The sequence below is a fragment of the Mesorhizobium sp. INR15 genome (genome assembly GCF_015500075.1).
Lineage (GTDB): Bacteria > Pseudomonadota > Alphaproteobacteria > Rhizobiales > Rhizobiaceae > Mesorhizobium.
In genome coordinates this window covers 1636422-1650870 of sequence record NZ_CP045496.1, presented here as the reverse complement: position 1 = coordinate 1650870, position 14449 = coordinate 1636422, and the positions used below count along the sequence as shown (strand labels likewise).

Below are 14449 nucleotides of genomic sequence, written 5' to 3'. Positions count from 1 at the left end.
GGTGCGATCATGCTCCACATCGCTGGCTAACCGACCCCATTCGGTTTTCGCCCGCGAAGATGAGTGGGACGGTGCTCGCCACTGTCAAGCACCTTCTGCATGGCTTCCCAGGTTCGTATGTTCTTGTCGACATAGGCAGCCCCGACGGCGGCAGCGACGGTAGGATAGAGCGGCCCTCTAAGCCGTTCCAGCTCACCCCTGGCCACCTCGCGATACCAGGGATTGCGGTCCCTCGCAGTGACATCGGCGAAGCCGGCCTGGCGCATCGCCTGTGCGTAACGCGCCGGCGAGGCCATGGCGAAGGACAGGCCTTCCGCAACGACATAGGCTTTCATCTCGGGCGATGGTTCACCGTCATGTGAAATCATCCAGTTCGAAGCAGCGAAGGTCCCGCCCGGCTTCAGCACGCGAAATATCTCCGCGAACAAGGCGTCCTTGTCAGGCACATGCAGCAGCGCATCCTTGGAGAAGACGACATCGAAGGAACAATCGGCGAAAGGCAGCGGTCCTGGCGCCGCCTGCACGAAGCGCGCGCGGTCCGTCAGCCCGCGGGCAGTGGCACGCCGTCTGGCCGTCTCGATCACCGGATGTTCGACATCGAAACCCGTGGCATGCGCCGCGTGATGGCGTTCGACCAGATGCAGCGTTATGCCGCCGGAACCGCAGCCGATATCGAGGATCGTCTTGCCGCTTAGCGAAAGCCCTTCGACAACCCGGTCGACTTCGTCAGGCCCACCTGGCGACAGGTAGCCATCGCCCCACAGCGCTTCGAGGAAGCGGATGGCGGTGTCATCATACTCCGGCTCGGCATCTGCCGTTTCGATCATCGGACCCAGTCCCAAATCCCAGTCTCAATCACGGATTTGCGCAGTTTCGCTTGCCCGCAAAGCGTAGCGCATGCATCAGAAAACGCAACACCATTTGTTGAACATTCATTCAATACGACTAGACAGAATGGCTGAAGCCGTGCCAAATTCCGCGCATTCGGGGGCGGATCACGCAAAAATGAACAGTCGGTCAGAATGAAGAACGGGCCAAAATGAAAGCTTGGGATGCGATCATCATCGGCGGCGGACATAACGGGCTGGTCAATGCCTGCTATCTGCAGCGCGCCGGGCTCGACGTGCTGGTCGTCGAGAAGAACGGCTGGGTTGGCGGCGCCGCCACCAGCCGCGAGCTGACGCCGGGCTTCCTGTACTCCAACTGCTCCTATGTCTGCTCGCTGTTCCGGCCCGAGATCATGCGTGACCTGGAACTGCCGCGCTTCGGCCTGCAAGTGATCTCCTACGAGGGCGGCGCGGTGTTTACCCGCGATGGCGATTACCTCGCCAACTACCGAGACCACGACGCGCACCGGCGCGAATTCGCTAGATTCTCGAAGCGCGATGCGGAGGCCTATGACCGCTATGCCCGTGACGTGACCCGTCAGTGCCGCTTCATCCAGCCGCTTTTGATGCGCACCGCTCCAGACCCGACCAGTCTGCGGCCGCGCGACATCGGTGAACTGCTCTATCTCGGCAAGAAATTCGCCGGCCTGTCGGCCGAAGAAATGGCGCTGACGCTGCGCTTCTGGACGATGTCGATCTCGGACTTCCTCGACGAATATTTCGAGACCGATGTCATCAAGGCGAATTTCGCGCTGTCCGGCATCATCGGCACCGCGCTCGGCCCGATGTCGCCCGGCACTGCCTATGTCCTGTTGCATCACTATATGGGCGAGGTTGACGGCTCGGTCGGCGCCTGGGGTTATGCGCGCGGCGGCATGGGCGCCGTCACCAAGGCGCTTGCCGCGAGCTTCCAGGCCTCCGGCGGAACCATCCGCACCGGCGCCGAGGTTGATCACGTGCTGGTCAACAGAGGCAAGGCCAAAGGCGTCGTTCTGGCCGGTGGCGAGGAAATCCACGGCAAGCTGGTTGTTTCCAACGCCGACGTGAAGCGCACCTTCCTGAAGCTGGTCGAGGAAAAGGAACTCCCCGACATCTTCCTGCGCCGGGTCAAGAACTTCAAGATTCGCGGCTCTTCCGGCAAGGTCAACATCGCGCTGGATTCGCTGCCGGAATTTCCCGCGCTGCCGAAGGATTCACCAGTCTATCGCGGCGATATGCACTTCACCGATTCCATGGAGCGCATGGAGCGCGCCTATGACGACTGGAAGGCTGGGCGCTGGTCGGCCGATCCCTTCCTCGACATGGTCATTCCGACGACGCTCGATCCGACCATGGTGCCGCCGGGAAAACACTTCATGAGCTGCTTCGTGCAATACGCACCGCCGAAGATCGCCGGGCGCGAATGGACAGACGCGGACCGCGATGGTTTCGCCGAAAGCGTGATCGCTCAGATCGCCGAATATTCGCCCGGCTTCCGCGACCGCATCGTCCACATGGAGGTGCGCACGCCGCGCGAGATCGAGGCCGAGGTCGGCCTCACCGAAGGCAATATCTTCCAGGGCGAACTGACTTTCGACCAGCTGCTGTTCAACCGCCCGGTGCCTGGCTACGCACAATACCGCTCGCCGGTCGGAGGCCTTTATATGTGTGGCTCCTCGACCCATCCAGGCGGCGGCGTCATGGGCGCACCCGGCCGCAATGCCGCCGCCGAGATCCTGCGCGACCTCGCCAAGTCCACCTCGCATATGAGCCCCGCCCATGACGTCATTTGACAGCATCGTCATCGGCGGTGGCCATAACGGCCTTGTCGCCGCCGCCACGCTGGCGAAAGCCGGCCGCCAGGTGCTGGTGCTGGAAGCCGCCGGCGACGTCGGCGGCGCGGCGCGCACCGAGGACTTCGCGCCGGGCTTTCGCGTCTCGTCCATCGCCCATGTGCTGAACCGGCTGCACCCTGACGTGGTGAAGACGCTGGAGCTGGAAAAACATGGGCTGCAATTCGCACGCAACGACTTCGCGCCATCCGTGGCGCTGTCGAAGGACGGCCCCGCGCTTGTTCTGCATGGCGCCTATGGCGAGGTGCTGACCGGCGCCAACCCCTCGGAGCAATCCGCCTGGAAGGAACTGCGCGCGCAACTGCTGCGCTATGCCGGCATATTGAAGCCGTTCCTGGCGCGTCGGCCACCCGATCTCGGCGGCATGTCGTTGCTTGAGACAGCCGCGCTCGGCCAGACCGCGCTGGCGCTGAAGAAGCTCGGCAAGGAGGACATGCGCGACTTCCTGCGCGTGCTTCTGATGAACGTCGCCGATCTGCTCGACGAGCAGCTTGCCGATGATCGCCTCAAGGGATTGCTTGCCTTCGACGCCACGCTCGGCAGCCATCTCGGCCCACGCTCGCCGACGTCGTTGCTCGGCCTCTACTATCGGCTCGCCGGAGAGACGGGCGGCGCATCCGGCGCCCAGATGCTGCCAAGGGGTGGCATGGGTGCTGTGGTCACTGCCATCCGCGCCGCCGCGGAAGAAGCCGGCGTCGCCATTCGGACGGGAACGCCGGTAGCCAGGATCATCGTCGAGAAAGGCCGTGCCGTTGGCGTCGCGCTCGACAATGGCGAGGTGTTGCGCGCCAGGACGATCATCTCCGCCATCAATCCGGCAACCACATTCCTCGACCTCGTCGGACCGCGCGAAATCGACACCGGCTTCGCGCGCAAGGTGAAGAACATCCGCATGAAGGGCGATGCCGCCAAGCTGCATCTAGCGCTCGACCGGCCGCCGCAATTCTCCGGCGTCGATGCCGCCGGCCACAAGGGCCGTCTCGTCATCGCGCCCTCACCCGACCATGTCGAACGCGCCTTCAACCCTTGCAAATATGGCGAATTCTCCGCCGAGCCGGTGATGGAGATCACCCTGCCCAGCCTTGCCGATCCATCGCTCGCGCCAAGCGGCGCCTGCGTGCTGTCGGCGATCGTGCAATACGCGCCCTATGCCCTGAAAGAGGGCTGGACAGCCGGCAAGCCCAAATTTCTTGCAGCGATCATGGCGCAGCTTGAGGCCTATGCGCCAGGCATCGGCAAGACGGTGCTTCACAGCGAGCTTCTGACCCCGGCGGACATCGAAGCCCGCTACCGAATGCCCGGCGGCCACTGGCATCACGGCGAGTTGCAGGCCGACCAGATGCTGATGTCGCGGCCGGTATCGGGTTGGTCCGGTTACGACACGCCGCTGGATGGGCTGTTCCTGGCCGGTGCCGGCTCGCATCCGGGTGGCGGTGTTTCGGGCGCGGCGGGCTTGAACGCCGCAAGGCGCATCATCGCGATGAAGGGGTAACGGGATGTTTCAGCCAGCCAACGCCGCACTCCATGGATCGCCGTCATGACCCATCAACCCACTATCAAGTCATCAGAGGCCCGCATCGCGGCGCAATCTCACTTCCGCACCTTGCGGCTCGGCACGCCGTTCCAGCCACGAATCGACGCACTGGCCAGGACGCAGGACTGGTACAACTGGGCCGGCTACCGCGCCCCGCATTCGCTGTGGGACGAAGAGCTCGAGTATTTCGCCATCCGCAGCCAGGCGGCCCTGTTCGACATCTCGCCGATGACGAAATACCGCATCGAGGGACCGGACGCCGAAGCCTTGCTCAACCGCGTCACCTTGCGCGACGTCGCCAAGCTCAAGCCCGGCCGCGTCCACTACACCGCCTGGTGCGACGATGAGGGCTTCGTCCTTGACGACGGCACCTTGTTCCGCCTGTCGCCGACACGGTTCCGGCTGTGCTCGCAGGAACGCCACCTGCCCTGGCTGCTCGACAGCGCGGCTGGTTTCGATGTCACGGTCGAGGAAGAGACGCAGGCCGTCGCAGGCCTTGCCTTGCAGGGACCGACATCCTTCGCCGTGCTGCGCGATGCCGGTTTCGCGGGCGTCGAAAAGCTGAAAATATTCGACCTCGCCGAATTCGATCATGACGGCGGCGCGGTCACCATTTCGCGCACCGGCTTCACCGGCGATCTCGGCTACGAGCTCTTCGTTGCGGCGGACAAGGCGCTGAGCCTCTGGGACCGGCTGATGACGGCTGGCGAATTGCGCGGCATCCGCGCCATCGGTTACACCGCACTCAACCGTGCCCGGCTCGAAGCCGGACTGATCGTTGCCAATGCCGACTTCACGACATCGGAACATGCCATCCGCGCCGACCGCTTTCGCACGCCCGATGAAATCGGCCTCGGCTTCATGATCGATCTCGACAAGGGTCACTACAACGGCCGCCGCGCCATCCTCGAGGCGCGCGCCAGACGCAAGCTGCGCCATGTGCTGGTCGGGCTGGAGATCGAGGGCAACATTCCGGCCGAGCACGCCATCGTCTACTACAAGAAAAGCCAGGAAGTCGGGCTGGTCAGCGCCGCCATGTGGTCGCCCATGGCCAAGCGCAACATCGCGATTGCCTCGCTGGCGCGGCCTTTCGGTGATACGATGGTCGAGGACCTCTGGGTCGAGATCTACGCCATGCGCGAACTGCAATATCAAAAGCTGATGAAGCGGGCCAAGGTGGTGCCAAGGCCCTTCATCAAGCTCGACCGGCGCACCGCCAATCCGCCCGCGGATTTCTGACCATGTCCGACGAGCAGGACGATGAGGCGGAGGCCGCCGAACAGTGGGAGCTGGTCAACACGCCGCTCGGCGAAAAGTGGTCGGGCCGCACGCGCTATGCCGCCGCCATGTTCTTCTACAAGCGCGGCGAGATGACAGCCGAAACGCTTGAGGTCTACCGCATCTGCGCGCGGCTCGATTCGGAAAACCCGCTGCCGATCGTCAGTGATCGCGGCGCCGGCAAGGACTGGCTGAAGCGTATGGGTTTCAAATAGTGCCGGAGCGCTACCCTATGGTTTTTTCCAGCATGCCTAGCCAGTTGCGATAGGCGATCTTCTCGATCAGCGCGCGGCCGAAACCGCGTGCGGCCAGTGCATCAAGCAATTTGGGCAGGCCCGCGACGTCACCGATCACGGCGGGGATCATGGCGCCGTCGAAATCGGAGCCGAGGCCAACACCGTCTTCACCCAATGCCTGCAGCAGGGAATCGACATGGCGCACCATGATGTCGAGGTCGGTGTTGCTGTTCATCCTGCCGTCTTCGCGCAGGAACCCCGTGGCGAAGTTGAGCCCGACCATGCCACCGCTTTCGCGGATGGCGCCGAGCTGCCAGTCGGTGAGATTGCGGGAATGGCCGCAGATCGCATGCACGTTGGAATGGGTCGCCACCAGCGGCGCGTCGCTGATCGCGGCGACATCGCGAAAGCCCTTCTCGTTGAGATGCGAGAGGTCGATCATGATCTTCAACTGGTTGCAGGCCTTGACCAGCGCCTTGCCGGCGTCGGTCAGGCCGGGACCGGTGTCGGGCGATGACGGAAAGCGGAACGGCACGCCATGCCCGAAGGCATTGGGCCGGCTCCAGACAATGCCGAGCGAGCGCAGGCCGGCGGCATGCAGCACGTCGAGCATGGTGAGTTCAGGATCGATCGCCTCGACCCCTTCGATGTGGAACACCGCCGCGATGGAGTCTTTCGCCATGGCGGCCCGCACATCGCCGGCGGTGCGGCACACGGTGAGTGCCCCAGCCCGTTCTAGCCTGAACAGGATGGAGGCCATCGCGATGGTCGATGTCAGCGCATCGCCGCGCGGCACCTCGGGCGGCAGGGGTTCGCTGTCGCTCGGAGCCAAGGGCACCGCGCCGCGCTTGGCCTTCTCGACCGGTGGCGGGAAGATCGCGAACATGCCGCCGACGAACCCGCCGGCCTTGGCGCGCGGCAGGTCTAAATGGCCGCCCGACTTTCCCTCGATGAACAGCTTTTCAACGTCGGCGTCTTTCGCCTGGTAGAGCCTGAGCAGCGTGTCATTGTGGCCGTCGAAGACGGGAATGAGGTCGGTATCGGTCATCAGGGGATCATTCACTTTGATTGGTCGGCGGGCGCCCGCGATATATCATGTCTACTTAGGCAAGATGGGCGGCCTGTGCAAATGCCAGAGCCACCTTGCCATTGTGACTGGCCCTTTCGCCGACACTTTTCCTGCCATCGGCAGGAGCCTAGTGCTTCAAGACGTCGGCCCATTCCTGGTGGCGGCGGAATTGCGCATTGGCGAACGGGCAGAGCGGGATGATCTTCTTGCCCGCCGCCCGTGCGTCCTCGACGGCGCGGGTGACGAGGCGGAGCCCCGCACCCTGCCCGCGAAACGCGTCAGGCACTTCGGTATGATCGATGATGATCTGGTGTTCACCGATCTTGGTAAAGGTCATCTCGGCCTCGGCGCCATCAGGCCCGCGCAGGACATAGCGGCCCTTGGAACCGCGATCCTCCAGATCGATCTCCGGCAATTGGTCAGGCATCACTCAGGCTCCCTTCGCTTGCGGGCTGGCGAGAAAGCGCCGCGCCGCCTCGATTTCGTTCGGCCGCACTTCGTGCCCGCCTTCGTGCCATTCCACTGTGACATCGGCACCGTCGGCACGCAAATAGGCTTCCAGCCGCGTGGTCAGGTTTGGCGGACAGATCGGGTCGCGCTTGCCGGCGGTCAAAAGGATACGCCGGCCCGCAAGACTGCCTTTCACATCCGGTTCGAACGGGATCAGCGGATGCATCATCACCGTTGCGTCGAACAGCGCAGGAGCGGCAAACACCACCGAGGCCAGGATGTTGGCACCGTTGGAATAGCCGAGGCCAAACACCGCCGAGGGCTTCGCCGCCTCGACATGTGCCTTGACGAAATCGGCCATTTTTTCAGTCGCCCGCGCGAGATCGTCCATGTCGTAGACGCCCTCGCCGGTGCGGCGGAAGAAGCGCGCGGCGCCATGTTCGGAGACATCGCCGCGCGGCGAAACGATCGTTGCTCCGGGCGCAAGATCGCGCCCGAGCGACAGCAGCTGGCTCTCATCGGCGCCGGTGCCATGGAAGACGAACAGCAGCGGGCTATCAGGCGAACCGGGCAGAACCTTGTTGATATAACTATCCTTGCTCATGACCTGATCCTCAGCCTTCCAGCTTCTGCAGATGTTCTTCGAGATAGGGCCTGAGATGCTGATGTTGCGCGGGCAGTTTCAGCGCCTCGCCAAGATGGGCGGTATCTTCATCGCGGTCGAAACCCGGCTCGTTGGTGGCGACCTCGAACAGCACGCCGCCGGGCGTGCGGAAATAGATCGCCCAGAAGTAGTCGCGGTCGATCACCGGTGTCACCTGATAGCCCGTGTCCATCAACGCCTTGCGCACTTCGAGCTGCTTGGCGCGGTTCTCGACGGCGAAGGCGACATGGTGGACGGAGCCGGCGCCGAGATCGGCAAAGGCAGCACCCGGCAGCGATTCGATGTCGATGACATTGGCGCCATTGCCGTTTTTCACCGCAAGCCGCGTGACATTGCCTGACGTCTCGACCTGCTCATAGCCCATGAACTTCAGCAACTCCTCCGTGGCGCCGCCATCCTTCAACCGCAGCGATACCGAATGAAAACCACGGATCGCCTCGTCGGCGGGAATGCCGCCCTTTGCCCAGGGCGCACGGCTGTCGGCCTTGCTCTCGACAAGAGCGAAGCCATCGCCGTCGGGACCGGCGAAGGCCAGACGCTTCTCGCCAAATGTCTCGTCGCGCGAGACACCGGTGACACCCTCATCGGCGAACCGCTTTTCCCAATAGGCGAGCGTGCCTTCCGGCACCGAATAGACCGTGGTGCCAACTTCGCCGACGCCATGGCGGCCCTTGCGGATGTTGGGAAACGGAAAATAGGTCATCACCGAACCGGGCGCGCCGGCCTCGTCGCCATAGTAGAGATGATAGACATCGGGCGCGTCGAAATTGACGGTTTTCTTGACCCGGCGCTGGCCAAGCTTCCTGGTGAAGAAGTCATTGCTCTGGCGCGCATCCCTCGCCATCGACGTGACGTGGTGCAGTCCCTTGATCTGGTCGAGCATGTTCTTGCTCCTTCCTATGTTCGGTGCGGCCCTCGCCGCTGTCCACGCCAATATGAGGATACGCCCGTTCAAGGCAAAGGCGGCAAACACAGAATGGACTGTGCGATAATAGTGAACAATGAGAGAGAATTTGTTCACCATTTGACAAAGAGACCGGGCTTGCGCCGCCGCCAAAATTCGGTTCCATGAGCAGCGTTTCCCAACCCGGCGAGGATACGCGATTGGCCATGAACGGCAGACGCCCGAACGTTCTTCTGATCACCTGCGACCAGTGGCGCGGCGACTGCCTGTCGGCTGCCGGACACCCCGTGGTCAAGACCCCGAACGCCGATGCGCTGGCAGCCGAGGGCGTGCTGTTCAAAAGGCACTTTGGCGGCGCGGCACCTTGCTCTCCGGCCCGCGCCTGCCTCTACACCGGCCTTTACCAGATGAACAACCGGGTTTGCCGCAACGGCACGCCGCTCGACGCCCGCCATGGCAATATCGCGCTCTCGGCGCGAAGCCTCGGCTACGATCCGACGCTGTTCGGTTACACCGACGTATCGCTCGACCCACGCGTGCTGGCGCCAGGCGATCCACGTCTGCAAAGCTATGAAGGCGTGCTGCCGGGCTTCAGCCCGCGCCAGCTTCTGCCGGAGCACCAGAAACAATGGCTCTCCTGGCTGAAGCTGCGCGGTGTCGATGCCGGCGCCGGTTTTCCAGACATCCATCGCCCGGCCGGCGCTCGAGCCGACGGCGCCGTCAGCAACGCCTCGCCCGTCTATTCGAAGGACGAGACCCCGACAGCGTTCCTGGCGGGCGAATTCATCCGCTGGCTGGGTGAGCAGCAGCATGGCGCACCATGGTTCGCGCATCTCTCCTTCATCAGTCCGCACCCGCCCTTCATTGTGCCGGAACCCTACAACACACTTTATGATCCTGCGGACGGACCTGCTTTCAAACGGGCGGAAAGCTGGCAGGCCGAGGCGCGGAGCCATCCCTACCTCGCTTATGATCTTGGCCGGCAAAAGCAGGGCAAGTTCCGCCCGGATGCCGCCGGCAATGTTCACGACTGGAGTGAAGGCGACTTCCGCCGCGTCCGCGCGATCTACTACGGCATGATCTCCGAGACAGACGCCCAGCTTGGCCGCATCTGGCAAGCACTGAAGGCAGCTGAGGCATGGGACGATACCGTCATCGTGCTGACCTCCGACCATGCCGAGATGATGGGTGACCACTTCATGCTCGGCAAAGGCGGCTACTTCGACGGCAGCTATCATATTCCGCTGATTGTCCGCGACCCGCGCCACGGCAAGACGGCCGGCGTCAGCGTCGATCGTTTCACCGAAGCCGTGGACATTCTGCCGACAGTTCTAGACTTGCTTGGCGAGGAACCATCGCGGCATCTCGATGGGCGTTCGCTGAAGCCCTTCCTGGCAGGCGACAAGCCTGAAGGCTGGCGTGACGCGGCGCATTGGGAATTCGATTTCCGCTCGATCGCCGAGGGCGAGGCCGAACGCCATTTCGGTATCGCCTCGCGCCAGTGCAATCTCGCCGTCATCCGCACCGGGAAATACAAATACGTGCATTTCGGTGGCGGGCTGCCGCCGCTGCTTTTCGACCTGGAGAGCGACCCGGGCGAGCTGGACAATCTTGCCGCCGACCCGGCCTTACTGCCGGTCCGGCTGGAGTTCGCCGAAAAGTTGCTCGCTTGGCGGGCCGAACATCTCGACCAGTCGCTGGCGCTGGCCGAACTGACAGAACATGGCGTTGCCGGCCATGCCGCCGGACTGCCGCCTCGCCTGACATAAAAAGCCCATAGCGGATTAGGATGAATTCGTCGCAGCGGCGCCGGGCACCGTTTGCTCGAAAATCATCGATCTGCCGGAACCTTTCCGGCTTCCGCTCGTTTCAGCCAACGGCTGGGTAAAATCCTCGCCCAATGGTGGCTGACAAAACGGAGCGGGGCATGAAATTTGCTGCGGTGCTGAACCGGGACGGCGGCACCTTGCGCACCACCGACCTCGCCGCCTTCTCCGACCGTATGCGTCAGACTTTGGAGACCGCAGGCCACACTCTCGACATTGACATCGTCGACGGCAGGGACGTGGTGGAGGCGCTTGACCGTGTCGCGGCGCGGCGCGGTATCGATGTCGTTCTCGCTGGTGGCGGCGACGGCACCATTTCGGCTGCGGCGGCCCGGCTGATGGGCAAGAAAAAAGCGCTGGCCATTCTGCCAGCCGGCACGATGAACCTCTTCGCACGCGGCCTCGGCATCCCGCAGACCCTCGACACAGCACTGCAATCCTTTGCCGATGGCGAGATCATTCCTGTCGATATTGCCACCGCCAACGGCACACCATTCGTCCATCAATTTTCCATTGGCATGCATGCCCGCATGGTGCAGCTGCGCCAGAAGATGGAATTTGGCTCGCGCCTGGGGAAAATCCGTGCTTCGGCAAGAGCAGCCTGGGCAACCATAAACAACCCGCCGGCGATGAATGTGACGCTCAGCATTGGCGAGGCAGAGATGGCGGCGCGCATATCGGGCATTGGCGTGACCAACAACCTGTTCGGCGAAGGCCACCTCCCCTATGCGGACAATCCATCGGGTGGGGTCCTCGGCGTCTATGTCACGGTGGCACAGGAGCGCGCGCACCTGATCAAATTTATCTTCAACGTGGCGCGCGGCAAATGGCGCGACAACGAGCATGTCGAGATTCACCAGGCCAACAAAACGGTGCTGAAAATCCATTCTGCGAGCCGCGGATTCCGCGCCGTCGTGGATGGCGAGCTGGTCAAGCTTGACCGCGAAACCACGATCGAAATCCAGCCGGGTGCACTGAATGTGCTGGTGCCGACGCGCGTTGCTCAAGCAAAGGCTGCCTGATGCAATCCGGGGCGACGAAAACCGACAATAGCCTAGCTGCCGGGTACCTTGCCTTGCTCGGCCGTATTCGTCCTGATCATTTCGCCGAAGATTTCCGCGACGCCCCAGGCAACGAACGCGAACAGCAACGTGGCGATCAGAATGCGCAATCCATGCCGGCCCCAGCCTCCCTGGTGAGCTTTGTCCTCGGGAACGAACTTGGTCATGGTCGGCCCTCACACTGCGTCGTTTTGGCTGGTGCACCCGCCAACACACAGTCGGGTAACGGTTCCTTGCTACGATGGTTCCGGGCGAACGACTTGAGGCCGCAAGTCGGCAAGGCAAAAGCGAAAGACCACGGGACGGGGCTTTGGGGACCTGGTGAATAACAAGGCAGATAGAGCGCCGGGGCTGCCGGCCAAGGTTGCGCGCGCCGTGAAGGCCGAGGAACGGCTTGCCGTTCTGCACGGGCTGGAAATGCTGGACACGGCCGCCGACCCGGACTTCGACCGCATCAGCAATCTTGCCGCCACCATCATGCAGGTGCCGATCGCCCTGGTCACGCTTGTCGACCTCGACCGGCAGTGGTTCAAGTCCTGTGTCGGCCTGGACGAAACCGAAACCGCGACCGACATTTCCTTCTGCGCGCATGCTATTGCCGCCGGCGACGAACCGATGGTAGTTGCCGATGCAACCATCGATCCACGGTTTTCAGGCAATCCGCTGGTGACCGGCAAGCATCATGTACGCTTCTACGCCGGCGCTCCGATGGTGGTGGCCGGCGCCCGGATCGGTACGCTCTGCGTGCTCGACCGCGAGCCGCATGCCTTCCCATCCTCCGCCACGCTTGACCAGCTCAAAGCACTGGCGAGCCTCGCCGCCAGCCTGTTTGCCCTGAAGGATGCCAACCGCAGCGGCGCCATCAGCGCGGCAGCCCTTGTGCGCGAGGAAAAGCGGCGCGCCATCGCACTCGACGCGGCGGCGCTGGCCAGCTGGGCCTGGGACATCCGCACCGACATCATCGAATGCGATGTCCTGCTGACGGAGCTGTTCAACCTGCCGCGCTCGAACCGCCTGCGGGCGCGCGACATCCTGAGCGCCATCGATCCCCGGGACGTCTATCATACCGAGACGCGTTTTCGCGACGCGCTGACCGGCAGCGACGACTATTTCGGCGAGTATCGGGTCAAGGGTTTCCATCCGCCGCGCTGGATCGCCACCCGAGGCAGGGTCATCGAACGCGACGGCGACGGCAAGCCGACGCTGATCTTCGGCGTCAACTACGATATCAGCGAACGCAAGCTCGGCGATGAACGGCAGCGGCTGCTTCTCCGAGAGCTAAACCATAGGGTCAAGAACACGCTGGCAACCGTGCAGGCACTGGCAACGCAGACCGTGCGCCACGCCCGTCAACCAAGCGAGTTCCTTGAAGCCTTCGGCGCAAGGCTGCAGGCACTGGGCATTGCCCACAACCTGTTGTCCGATCGGGAATGGCGCGGGATCGGCATACGCGAGCTGGTCCAGATCGAAGTGAAGCCCTTCGACACCGAACAGCCGCGCATCACCGTCTCCGGCGCCGACCTGTTGCTGTCTCCCGACCAGGCCGTGGGCTTTGGCCTGATCCTGCATGAATTGGCCAGCAACGCCCTTCAGTATGGATCGCTCTCGGCTGCTTCCGGCAAGGTGGATCTCGACTGGAAGACGCTGGGCAAGAAAGGCGATCAGCGGCTGGTGCTGACCTGGCGCGAAAGCGGCGGCCCGCCGGTTGCGCCGCCAGAGCGCCACGGCTTCGGCTCGATCCTGATCCGGCGCAGCCTGGCAAAGGTCCTTTCCAGCGAAGTGACCCATGAATTTCGGCCAGAAGGCGTGTTTGCCGAAATATCAATGCCGCTGGAAGACCAATCGAAGTGATGCCAGGACGGCCTTAGCTTTGATCAGTATCGCCGTCGTCGGCGCCGGGTTTCACGTTCTCGCGGTAGATGGCGTAGGCGGCAAGCGCCACCGCCGGTCCGATAATCACGCCTAGCCCGCCTTTTCCCTTGAGCAACGCCGGCAGAACGGCGAGTGCGGCGGTGATGCCGATCGCCTTCATATCGGCATTGCGTCGTCTCGTCTCGCGCCTGGCCCGAGAACCGGCCGAGATCTGGTGGATCAGCAGGATCAATCCGGCGAGCACCAGGAAGCCAGCGCCGAAGCTCAGCGCCGCCATCATCGGCCCCAGATGGCTTGCCACCCAGATGTAGCCGGCTCCGATCAGGAAGCCGAGACCGCACAAGGCAGCGATCGTGGCGAGCGCATAGACGATGGCCGCGGTGCGCGCACGACGCACCGCGGCGACAGTCTCGCCTGAGGCGAGACCTGAGATCAGGGATGCCAGCATTCCCATCTGGGAGCGTACTAGCGCCGCGCCAGCAGCGCGAAGAGGAAGCCGACACCCGCGGCGATCGCCAGCGACGTCACCGGCTTTTCACGCACGCTGGACAGCAACTGCGCTTCAATGTCCTTGGCATTGCCACGCAAGCTGTCGAAGGCGGCTTCACCCTGGGCGCGCAACTGTTCAACGCCTTCGGTCGCGGCGCGGCGGGCCGTGCCGTAGCCATGCTCGCCTGTCTTGGCCAACTGCTTGGTCAGCTTGTCGATATCTGCCTTCAACTGCTTGATGTCGGCCTCAAGGTCCGAATTCATCCGGCTCTCGTTCGCGGTCTTTCCTGCGGCGGTTGCCATTGCTTAACTCCTTGTGTTTGCTTGATTTCAAACGTTCGATGAAC

15 protein-coding genes are annotated in these 14449 nt (G+C 63.2%); 7 read left to right on the top strand and 8 right to left on the bottom strand.

Annotation, left to right across the window (positions count from 1 at the left end; all coding sequences use genetic code 11):
• Nucleotides 1-26 precede the first annotated feature (26 nt).
• Nucleotides 27-827, bottom strand: a complete 801-nt coding sequence (locus tag GA829_RS08010; protein ID WP_195177989.1) for a class I SAM-dependent methyltransferase — start codon at nucleotides 825-827, stop codon at nucleotides 27-29.
• Nucleotides 828-1039: 212 nt separating this feature from the next.
• Here GA829_RS08010 and GA829_RS08005 point away from each other — a divergent pair, with 212 nt between their 5' ends.
• Genes GA829_RS08005 through GA829_RS07990 form a run of 4 tightly spaced genes read left to right on the top strand, consistent with a single transcriptional unit; the run spans nucleotide 1040 to nucleotide 5746 of the window.
• Nucleotides 1040-2659: a phytoene desaturase family protein gene (locus GA829_RS08005; RefSeq protein WP_195177988.1), complete on the top strand. Its 1620-nt coding sequence runs from the start codon at nucleotides 1040-1042 to the stop codon at nucleotides 2657-2659.
• Nucleotides 2646-4211, top strand: a complete 1566-nt coding sequence (locus GA829_RS08000) for a phytoene desaturase family protein (protein ID WP_195177987.1) — start codon at nucleotides 2646-2648, stop codon at nucleotides 4209-4211. The genes GA829_RS08005 and GA829_RS08000 overlap by 14 nt, the downstream gene beginning before the upstream one ends.
• A gap of 45 nt (nucleotides 4212-4256) precedes the next feature.
• Nucleotides 4257-5492 (top strand): aminomethyltransferase family protein, encoded by a 1236-nt coding sequence (locus GA829_RS07995; protein WP_195177986.1) that lies wholly within the window; start codon nucleotides 4257-4259, stop codon nucleotides 5490-5492.
• A gap of 2 nt (nucleotides 5493-5494) precedes the next feature.
• A complete protein-coding gene (locus GA829_RS07990) occupies nucleotides 5495-5746 on the top strand; it encodes a hypothetical protein (protein ID WP_195177985.1) in 252 nt (83 codons plus the stop codon).
• A gap of 10 nt (nucleotides 5747-5756) precedes the next feature.
• Here the strand turns inward: GA829_RS07990 and GA829_RS07985 are convergent, their stop codons facing one another.
• The 4 genes from GA829_RS07985 to GA829_RS07970 form a co-directional block, all read right to left on the bottom strand.
• A complete protein-coding gene (locus GA829_RS07985) occupies nucleotides 5757-6815 on the bottom strand; it encodes a dipeptidase (RefSeq protein WP_195177984.1) in 1059 nt (352 codons plus the stop codon).
• Nucleotides 6816-6963: 148 nt separating this feature from the next.
• Complete coding sequence (locus GA829_RS07980; RefSeq protein ID WP_195177983.1) at nucleotides 6964-7263, bottom strand: GNAT family N-acetyltransferase; 300 nt, start codon at nucleotides 7261-7263, stop codon at nucleotides 6964-6966.
• Between the two features lie 3 nt (nucleotides 7264-7266).
• Nucleotides 7267-7890, bottom strand: coding sequence for an alpha/beta hydrolase (locus GA829_RS07975; RefSeq protein ID WP_195177982.1), 624 nt, complete (start codon nucleotides 7888-7890; stop codon nucleotides 7267-7269).
• A 10-nt stretch (nucleotides 7891-7900) separates the two neighbouring features.
• Nucleotides 7901-8833 (bottom strand): VOC family protein, encoded by a 933-nt coding sequence (locus GA829_RS07970; protein WP_195177981.1) that lies wholly within the window; start codon nucleotides 8831-8833, stop codon nucleotides 7901-7903.
• A 227-nt stretch (nucleotides 8834-9060) separates the two neighbouring features.
• Between GA829_RS07970 and GA829_RS07965 the strand changes: the two genes are divergently transcribed.
• Entirely contained in the window at nucleotides 9061-10623 is a 1563-nt protein-coding gene (locus tag GA829_RS07965; RefSeq protein ID WP_195177980.1) for an alkaline phosphatase family protein, read from the top strand.
• 158 nt (nucleotides 10624-10781) lie between these two features.
• Nucleotides 10782-11702: a diacylglycerol/lipid kinase family protein gene (locus GA829_RS07960; RefSeq protein ID WP_195177979.1), complete on the top strand. Its 921-nt coding sequence runs from the start codon at nucleotides 10782-10784 to the stop codon at nucleotides 11700-11702.
• A 32-nt stretch (nucleotides 11703-11734) separates the two neighbouring features.
• On the opposite strand, the gene GA829_RS07955 is transcribed toward GA829_RS07960, so the two are convergent.
• Nucleotides 11735-11908 (bottom strand): hypothetical protein, encoded by a 174-nt coding sequence (locus tag GA829_RS07955; RefSeq protein WP_195177978.1) that lies wholly within the window; start codon nucleotides 11906-11908, stop codon nucleotides 11735-11737.
• Nucleotides 11909-12062: 154 nt separating this feature from the next.
• On the opposite strand from GA829_RS07955, the gene GA829_RS07950 reads away from it, so the two are divergent.
• A complete protein-coding gene (locus GA829_RS07950; RefSeq protein ID WP_195177977.1) occupies nucleotides 12063-13592 on the top strand; it encodes a sensor histidine kinase in 1530 nt (509 codons plus the stop codon).
• Between the two features lie 13 nt (nucleotides 13593-13605).
• On the opposite strand, the gene GA829_RS07945 is transcribed toward GA829_RS07950, so the two are convergent.
• Entirely contained in the window at nucleotides 13606-14067 is a 462-nt protein-coding gene (locus GA829_RS07945) for a hypothetical protein (protein ID WP_195177976.1), read from the bottom strand.
• 11 nt (nucleotides 14068-14078) lie between these two features.
• Nucleotides 14079-14405 (bottom strand): ElaB/YgaM/YqjD family protein, encoded by a 327-nt coding sequence (locus GA829_RS07940; RefSeq protein ID WP_195177975.1) that lies wholly within the window; start codon nucleotides 14403-14405, stop codon nucleotides 14079-14081.
• Nucleotides 14406-14449 lie beyond the last annotated feature (44 nt).

Coding starts and splice junctions, on each gene's coding strand:
- GA829_RS07975 (WP_195177982.1), bottom strand. CDS start 7,890: ATGAGCAAGGATAGTTATATCAACAAGGTTCTGCCCGGTTCGCCTGAT.
- GA829_RS07955 (WP_195177978.1), bottom strand. CDS start 11,908: ATGACCAAGTTCGTTCCCGAGGACAAAGCTCACCAGGGAGGCTGGGGC.
- GA829_RS07945 (WP_195177976.1), bottom strand. CDS start 14,067: ATGGGAATGCTGGCATCCCTGATCTCAGGTCTCGCCTCAGGCGAGACT.
- GA829_RS07995 (WP_195177986.1), top strand. CDS start 4,257: ATGACCCATCAACCCACTATCAAGTCATCAGAGGCCCGCATCGCGGCG.
- GA829_RS07965 (WP_195177980.1), top strand. CDS start 9,061: ATGAACGGCAGACGCCCGAACGTTCTTCTGATCACCTGCGACCAGTGG.
- GA829_RS08010 (WP_195177989.1), bottom strand. CDS start 827: ATGATCGAAACGGCAGATGCCGAGCCGGAGTATGATGACACCGCCATC.
- GA829_RS08005 (WP_195177988.1), top strand. CDS start 1,040: ATGAAAGCTTGGGATGCGATCATCATCGGCGGCGGACATAACGGGCTG.
- GA829_RS08000 (WP_195177987.1), top strand. CDS start 2,646: ATGACGTCATTTGACAGCATCGTCATCGGCGGTGGCCATAACGGCCTT.
- GA829_RS07970 (WP_195177981.1), bottom strand. CDS start 8,833: ATGCTCGACCAGATCAAGGGACTGCACCACGTCACGTCGATGGCGAGG.
- GA829_RS07980 (WP_195177983.1), bottom strand. CDS start 7,263: ATGCCTGACCAATTGCCGGAGATCGATCTGGAGGATCGCGGTTCCAAG.
- GA829_RS07985 (WP_195177984.1), bottom strand. CDS start 6,815: ATGACCGATACCGACCTCATTCCCGTCTTCGACGGCCACAATGACACG.
- GA829_RS07940 (WP_195177975.1), bottom strand. CDS start 14,405: ATGGCAACCGCCGCAGGAAAGACCGCGAACGAGAGCCGGATGAATTCG.
- GA829_RS07960 (WP_195177979.1), top strand. CDS start 10,782: ATGAAATTTGCTGCGGTGCTGAACCGGGACGGCGGCACCTTGCGCACC.
- GA829_RS07990 (WP_195177985.1), top strand. CDS start 5,495: ATGTCCGACGAGCAGGACGATGAGGCGGAGGCCGCCGAACAGTGGGAG.